Annotated in this window: 8 protein-coding genes; all 8 read right to left on the bottom strand. The window is 67.7% G+C overall.

Going from position 1 to position 5,800, the window contains the following annotated elements:
• Positions 1 to 1,056: a cytochrome c-type biogenesis protein CcmH gene (locus tag F4V72_RS23880; RefSeq protein WP_114048375.1), complete on the bottom strand. Its 1,056-nt coding sequence runs from the start codon at positions 1,054 to 1,056 to the stop codon at positions 1 to 3.
• Positions 1,053 to 1,610, bottom strand: a complete 558-nt coding sequence (gene dsbE / locus F4V72_RS23875) for a thiol:disulfide interchange protein DsbE (RefSeq protein ID WP_023247226.1) — start codon at positions 1,608 to 1,610, stop codon at positions 1,053 to 1,055. Before dsbE ends, F4V72_RS23880 begins: the two co-directional genes overlap by 4 nt.
• Positions 1,607 to 3,538, bottom strand: coding sequence for a heme lyase CcmF/NrfE family subunit (locus F4V72_RS23870; RefSeq protein WP_150342518.1), 1,932 nt, complete (start codon positions 3,536 to 3,538; stop codon positions 1,607 to 1,609). Before F4V72_RS23870 ends, dsbE begins: the two co-directional genes overlap by 4 nt.
• Positions 3,535 to 4,014: a cytochrome c maturation protein CcmE gene (ccmE, locus tag F4V72_RS23865; protein WP_136057877.1), complete on the bottom strand. Its 480-nt coding sequence runs from the start codon at positions 4,012 to 4,014 to the stop codon at positions 3,535 to 3,537. The genes F4V72_RS23870 and ccmE overlap by 4 nt, the downstream gene beginning before the upstream one ends.
• Complete coding sequence (gene ccmD / locus F4V72_RS23860) at positions 4,011 to 4,223, bottom strand: heme exporter protein CcmD (protein WP_023247223.1); 213 nt, start codon at positions 4,221 to 4,223, stop codon at positions 4,011 to 4,013. The genes ccmE and ccmD overlap by 4 nt, the downstream gene beginning before the upstream one ends.
• Positions 4,220 to 4,957 (bottom strand): heme ABC transporter permease, encoded by a 738-nt coding sequence (locus F4V72_RS23855; protein WP_053511205.1) that lies wholly within the window; start codon positions 4,955 to 4,957, stop codon positions 4,220 to 4,222. The genes ccmD and F4V72_RS23855 overlap by 4 nt, the downstream gene beginning before the upstream one ends.
• Before the next feature lie 82 nt (positions 4,958 to 5,039).
• Positions 5,040 to 5,699, bottom strand: coding sequence for a heme exporter protein CcmB (ccmB, locus tag F4V72_RS23850; RefSeq protein ID WP_023247221.1), 660 nt, complete (start codon positions 5,697 to 5,699; stop codon positions 5,040 to 5,042).
• Positions 5,696 to 5,800, bottom strand: a 105-nt coding sequence (locus F4V72_RS24195; RefSeq protein WP_230323413.1) for a hypothetical protein, incomplete at its 5' end; no start/stop codon positions are given. The genes F4V72_RS24195 and ccmB, both read right to left, overlap by 4 nt.

Raw genomic sequence — 5,800 nt, 5'->3', positions numbered from 1 at the left:
TTATTTCTCCTGCGCCAGCGCCTGGCGGATACTGCGCTCAATCACCGCCCGCCGGGCGTCGCCGGCCGGCAGTAACTTCAGCATCATCTCCCAGGCCGCCACCGCCTCGCCAGAACGCCCCTGCTCAAAGGCGCTGAACGCATACAGGCTTAACACCCGGATATCCGTGTGGTCGCGGCTCACCAGCCGGCGCAGCAGCTCCCCGCCGCGACGGTTATCCTCCGGGTCGGACGAGCGCGTCAGCGCCTCCGCGTAGCCCAGCGCCGCCCCGCGGTTTTCCGGGTCCAGACGGTAAGCATTCGCATACGCCCCTGTGGCGGTACCGGCGTCGCCCAGCGCCATGCCGGCCCGGCCGAGCATCATCCAGCCTTCGGCGTTGCCGGGGTCGCGCTGCAGGCGCGTGCGCAGCCCCAGCGCCAGCCGCGCCATCTCTTCCTCATTCAGCGGCTGCGCCGCCGGGTCCAGCGCCCTGTCCAGCAGCCCGGGCGCCTGCGCCGTCGCCTGCTGCCAGGCCCTCACCTGCGGATAACTGCCGGTCAGGGCGTAGCCGCCGGCGCTGACCGCCAGCGCGATGACGGCCCCCGGCACGTAAACGCCCCACCCGGCGCGCGCGCCGGGAGCCGGGGTGTCCGCCGGCAACGGCTCCCGGCGCAGGCGCACCCGCCGGCGCGTGCGGGCGACGATTATCCACCCGCCCGCCACGATGGCGGCCAGCGGCAGCACCCACAGCAGCACCGTCAGCGGGGTCAGCGGCGGGTCGTAGGTGACGAAGTTGCCGTAGCGCGCCACCATGTAATCGATGATTTCCTGCCTGCTCTTCCCCTCCTGCATCAGGTCATACACCTTCCGGCGCATGTCGGTGGCTATCATCGCGTTCGAGTCCGCAATGCTGTTGTTCTGGCATTTCGGGCAGCGCAGCTGCTCCGTGAGCTGGCGGAACTGCTGCTCCTGCGCCTCGTTTCTGAACGGCATCACGTCGGTGGTCGCCCGCGCCGGCGCGGCCATCACCAGCACCAGCATCAGCATCAGCATCAGCATGCCCGGTAAAAATCTCATTGCGCCGCCTCCCGGCTGTATTTATCCCACAGCGGTTTCATTTCACTTTCCCACACCCGGGCGTTCAAATCGCCCGCATGGCGGTAGCGGATAATCCCGTTGCCGTCGATGAGGAAGGTTTCCGGCGCGCCGTACACGCCCAGGTCCAGCCCCAGCATCCCGTCGCTGTCCGATAAACTCAGCGCATACGGGTTGCCCAGCGTGTTTAACCAGGCCACCGCCTTCGCCCGGTCGTCCTTATAGTTCAGTCCCACCACCCGGATACCCTGCGCGGCAAGCCGGTTCAGGTACTGATGCTCGGCGCGGCAGGTCGGGCACCAGGTGGCCCAGACGTTAAGCAGCACCGGTTTCCCCTGCGTCAGCGCCCCGGCCCCGTAATACTGCCCCGGCCGGTCCAGCGACTCCAGGCGGAACGCCGGCACCGGCTTCCCGGTCAGCGCCGACTCGAGGGCCGTCGGGTCATCGCCCTGCGCATTGCGCGCCAGTTGCCACAGCAGCGCCGCGGCAATCAGCAGAAAAATCAGTAACGGTAATAACAGTACGTTGCGTTTCATACGGCCTCCGGCGACGGTTTACGGCGGCGGTAGCGCGGGTCCGCCAGGCACAGCAGCCCGCCCAGCGCCATCAGCAGCCCCCCGGCCCATATCCAGCGGACAAATGGCTTGTAGTACAGGCGCACGGCCCACGCGCCGTTGTCCAGCTCCTCCCCGAGCGCGGCGTACAGGTCGCGGGTCAGCCCGCCGTCAATCGCCGCCTCGGTCATCACCATCCGGCTGGTGTTGTAGAGCCGTTTCTCCGCGTGCAGCACCGCCTCCGGCGCCCCGTTGCGCGTCACCCCGATGATGGCCACCCCGCCGCGGTAGTTGGGTCCGGTGATGTCCCGCACCTCCCGGAAGGTGAAGCGGTAGTCGTGAATGGTCACGCTGTCACCCGCCCGCATCCGCACGTCACGCTCCACGCTGTAATTCTGGCTGAAGGCGATGCCGGTAATCGTCACCGCCAGCCCGAGGTGCGCCGCCACCATCCCCTGGTAGCTGAGGGAAATCCTGGCGCCGCGGGACACGCGCTGTACGGCTTCGGCCACCGCCAGCACCCCAATCCAGCAGGCCATCGCCATCCCGGCCACCGCCATGGCGGCGATGCGGTCCTGAAACAGCCACGGCAACAGTACCGACAGCGCCAGGGTGGAGACCAGGGCGGTGAGCAGCAGCGTTCTGATTTTACGCGGCCGGTCCCGGCCCCAGCGCACCAGCGGCCCCACCCCCAGCAGCAGGGCAAAGGGGACCATCAGCCCGCTGAACATGGTGTTAAAGAACGGCTCCCCCACCGAAATACTGCCCAGCCCCAGCTGCTTGTGCACCAGCGGCAGCAGCGTGCCCAGCAGCACCACCAGCATGGCGGCCATCAGCAGGACGTTGTTGCCGAGCAGCAGCGACTCGCGCGACCACAGCGCGTTGTTCACCCGCGAACGCACCCTGTGCCCGCGCACGGCGAACAGCAGCAGCGAACCGCCGGTGACCAGCACCATAAAGGCGAGGATAAACATTCCGCGCGCCGGGTCGGAGGCGAAGGCATGCACCGACACCAGCACCCCGGAGCGCACCAGGAAGGTGCCCAGCAGGCACAGCGAGAAGGCGCAGATGGACAGCAGCAGCGTCCACGCCTTAAAGCCGGCGCGCTGTTCGGTGACCGCCAGCGAGTGCAGCAGGGCGGTGCCCGCCAGCCACGGCATAAAGGAGGCGTTCTCCACCGGGTCCCAGAACCACCAGCCGCCCCAGCCCAGCTCGTAGTAGGCCCACGCGGAGCCGAGCACGATACCCAGCGTCAGGAACACCCACGCCGCCAGCGTCCACGGGCGGGCAAAACGGGCGAACGCGCTGTCCAGACGCCCGCCCAGCAGCGCGGCGATGGCGAAGGCGAAGGCCACCGAGAAGCCGACATAGCCCATGTACAGCAGCGGCGGGTGGAAAATCAGTCCGGGGTCCTGCAGCAGCGGGTTCAGGTCGCGCCCCTCCACCGGGAAGGCCGGCAGCGTGCGGGCGAACGGATTCGAGGTGAACAGGATGAACACCAGAAAACCGGCGCTGACCATCCCCATCACCGCCAGCACCCGGGCCACGATATCCGCCGGCACCTGCCGGCTGAACACCGCCACCGCCAGGGTCCAGCCGCTCATCAGCAGCACCCACAGCAGCAGCGAGCCCTCGTGCGCCCCCCAGGTGGCGGCCACCCGGTACCACACCGGCAGCTGCGTGTTCGAGTTGCCGGCGACATAGGCCACGGTGAAGTCGTTAACCACAAAGGCGTGCACCAGCACGAAAAACGCGCCCGCCACGCAGATGAACAGCAGCCAGGCGAACACCCCGGCCGACGCCATCATCCGCGCGTCGCCGCACGCCACGCCCCACAGCGGGTAAACGGACAGCAGCAGCGCCACGCCGAGCGCCAGGCACAGCAGCGCGTGGCCGTATTCAGGCATCATGATGAGGTGTCCTTATCAGCGCGTTGCGGGCGGCGGTGGTTTTCCTGCATCGCCTTTTCCACTTCCGGCGGGGTGTAGTTCTCGTCATGTTTGGCCAGCACCTCGTGCGCCAGGACGTGGTTGCCCTTCTCCAGGGTGCCCTGCACCACCACCCCCTGCCCCTCGCGGAACAGGTCCGGCAGTATCCCCTCATAGCTCACCGTCACCGACCCCTCGGCGTCGTAGAGGCTGAAGTTCACCTTCAGCGAGTCCGGGTCGCGCCTGACGCTGCCGGGCATCACCATCCCGCCGACGCGCAGGCGCTGGCCCGCCGCCGGCAGCTGCTGCGTCTCGCGCTTGCCGTAGAGAATTTCGCCGGGGGTATAGAACAGGTCGATATTCGCGCGCAGCGCGTACAGGACCAGAGCGGTGGTCAGCGCCAGGCCCGCCAGCACCGCGCAGGCCACCCATAACCGGTTTCTGCGTCGCTGGTTCACGCGGCCTCCTGTTGTGCCTGTGCGGCACGCATCCGCGCCTCGCGCGCCCGCTGCTGCGCCACGCCGCGCAGAATGGCCCGGCGCTGCAGCACCGTGTGCAGCGCCAGCGCCGCCAGCGGCACCACGGTCATCGCCACCGCCAGCCAGACAAAAAAGGCGTACCCGCCCATGGCGAAAAAATCGCTCCACGATGAAAATGCCGTTCTCACCGGCGCCCCCTTTTCAGTATCAGTTCGCCCACCCACGGGCGGCGTTTTTCCATGAGTAAAATCAGGTTGCGCATCCGCATCAGCGAAAGCGTCATAAAGAGCAGCAGGTAGCCGGTGATGGCCCAGCGCAGCGGCGAGCGCATCGCCGGGTCGATACTCTGCTGCATCCGCGTCGAGCCCTGGTGCAGGGTGTTCCACCACTCGACGGAATAGTGGATAACCGGCAGGTTCACCACGCCGACCAGCACCAGAATGCCCGCCGCGCGCCCGGCCATTCTGCGGTCGTCAAAGGCGTGCCACAGGGCGATGACCCCGGCGTAGAGAAACAGCAGCACCAGCTCCGAGGTCAGGCGCGCGTCCCACACCCACCAGGTGCCCCACATCGGTTTACCCCACGCCGAGCCGGTGACCAGCGCGATGAAGGTGTACACCGCCCCCACCGGCGCCATCGCCGCGACGGCAAGGCTGGCCATTTTCATCTGCCAGACCAGCCCGGTAAACGCCGCCACCGCCATCGCCGCATAGATACCCATCGACCAGATGGCCGCCGGGACATGCAGATACATAATGCGGTAGCTCTCCCCCTGCTGGTAGTCCGCCGGGGCGAAACCAAAGCCCCGGACCCAGCCCGTGGCCAGCGCGATGATACCGGCCACCGCCAGCCACGGCACGAGCCTGCCGCAAATCTGATACAGCCGGGGCGGCACTGCCAGCTGATGAAGGGTTTTCCACATAGTCGTCACCTGACCTCCTGAAACCAGTAAAATGTCCGTGGTGCCGGACGGCGGCCGGCGCCTTATCCGGCCTGCAAATGCGCTACTGCACGCTGATACGCAGCGCCGCCGCGGTGGCGAACGGGCTTAACGTCGCGCTGCCCGCCAGCAGCGCCCCCAGAACCGCCAGATAGCCGTCAACGGGTAAATGCATCGACGCCGCGTCCATCGCCGCGGTGGCAAAAATCAGCACCGGGATGGCCAGCGGCAGCACCAGTATGCCCAGCAGGACGCCGCCGCGCCGCAGCCCGGCCGTCAGCCCGACGCCCGGCGCGGCGAGAAACCCCAGCGCCGGCGTGCCCAGCAGCAGCGTCAGCGCCATGATTTTCCAGCCGTACACGTCCATCCCCAGCAGCAGCGCCACCAGCGGGGAGAGAATAATCAGCGGCAGGCCGGTCACCGTCCAGTGGGCCAGCACCTTCGCCAGCACCACCGCCGGCAGCGGCACCGGCAGCAGCATCAACTGCTCCAGGCTGCCGTCCTGCAGGTCGTCGCGAAACAACCGCTCCAGCGCCAGCAGCGAGGCCAGCAGCGCCGCCACCTGGATGATGCCCGGCGCGATACGCGCCAGTAGCTGCGGCTGCGGCCCGATGCTTAACGGAAACAGGGTGATGACCATCAGGAAGAACCACAGCGGGCTGGCGATGTCCGCGCAGTGGCGAAACGCGACGCGCAGCTCAAGACAGAAGACACGCCACATCACAGCCCTGCCCCCCCGCCGGTCAGCGCAAGGCGGCGGATGGTGTCCGCGGCCCCCGGCAGCGGCTGGTGGGTGGTGAGAATGACCATCCCGCCCTGCGCCGT

Source organism: Salmonella enterica subsp. diarizonae, from assembly GCF_008692785.1.
GTDB lineage: Bacteria > Pseudomonadota > Gammaproteobacteria > Enterobacterales > Enterobacteriaceae > Salmonella > Salmonella diarizonae.
Note: the sequence above shows the minus strand (reverse complement) of the source record. Positions and strands in the feature narration are given on the sequence as shown.

Excerpts from the sequence above, each read along its gene's own strand:
- F4V72_RS23880 (WP_114048375.1), bottom strand. The coding sequence starts at position 1,056 with ATGAGATTTTTACCGGGCATGCTGATGCTGATGCTGATGCTGGTGCTG.
- dsbE (WP_023247226.1), bottom strand. The coding sequence starts at position 1,610 with ATGAAACGCAACGTACTGTTATTACCGTTACTGATTTTTCTGCTGATT.
- F4V72_RS23870 (WP_150342518.1), bottom strand. The coding sequence starts at position 3,538 with ATGATGCCTGAATACGGCCACGCGCTGCTGTGCCTGGCGCTCGGCGTG.
- F4V72_RS23855 (WP_053511205.1), bottom strand. The coding sequence starts at position 4,957 with ATGTGGAAAACCCTTCATCAGCTGGCAGTGCCGCCCCGGCTGTATCAG.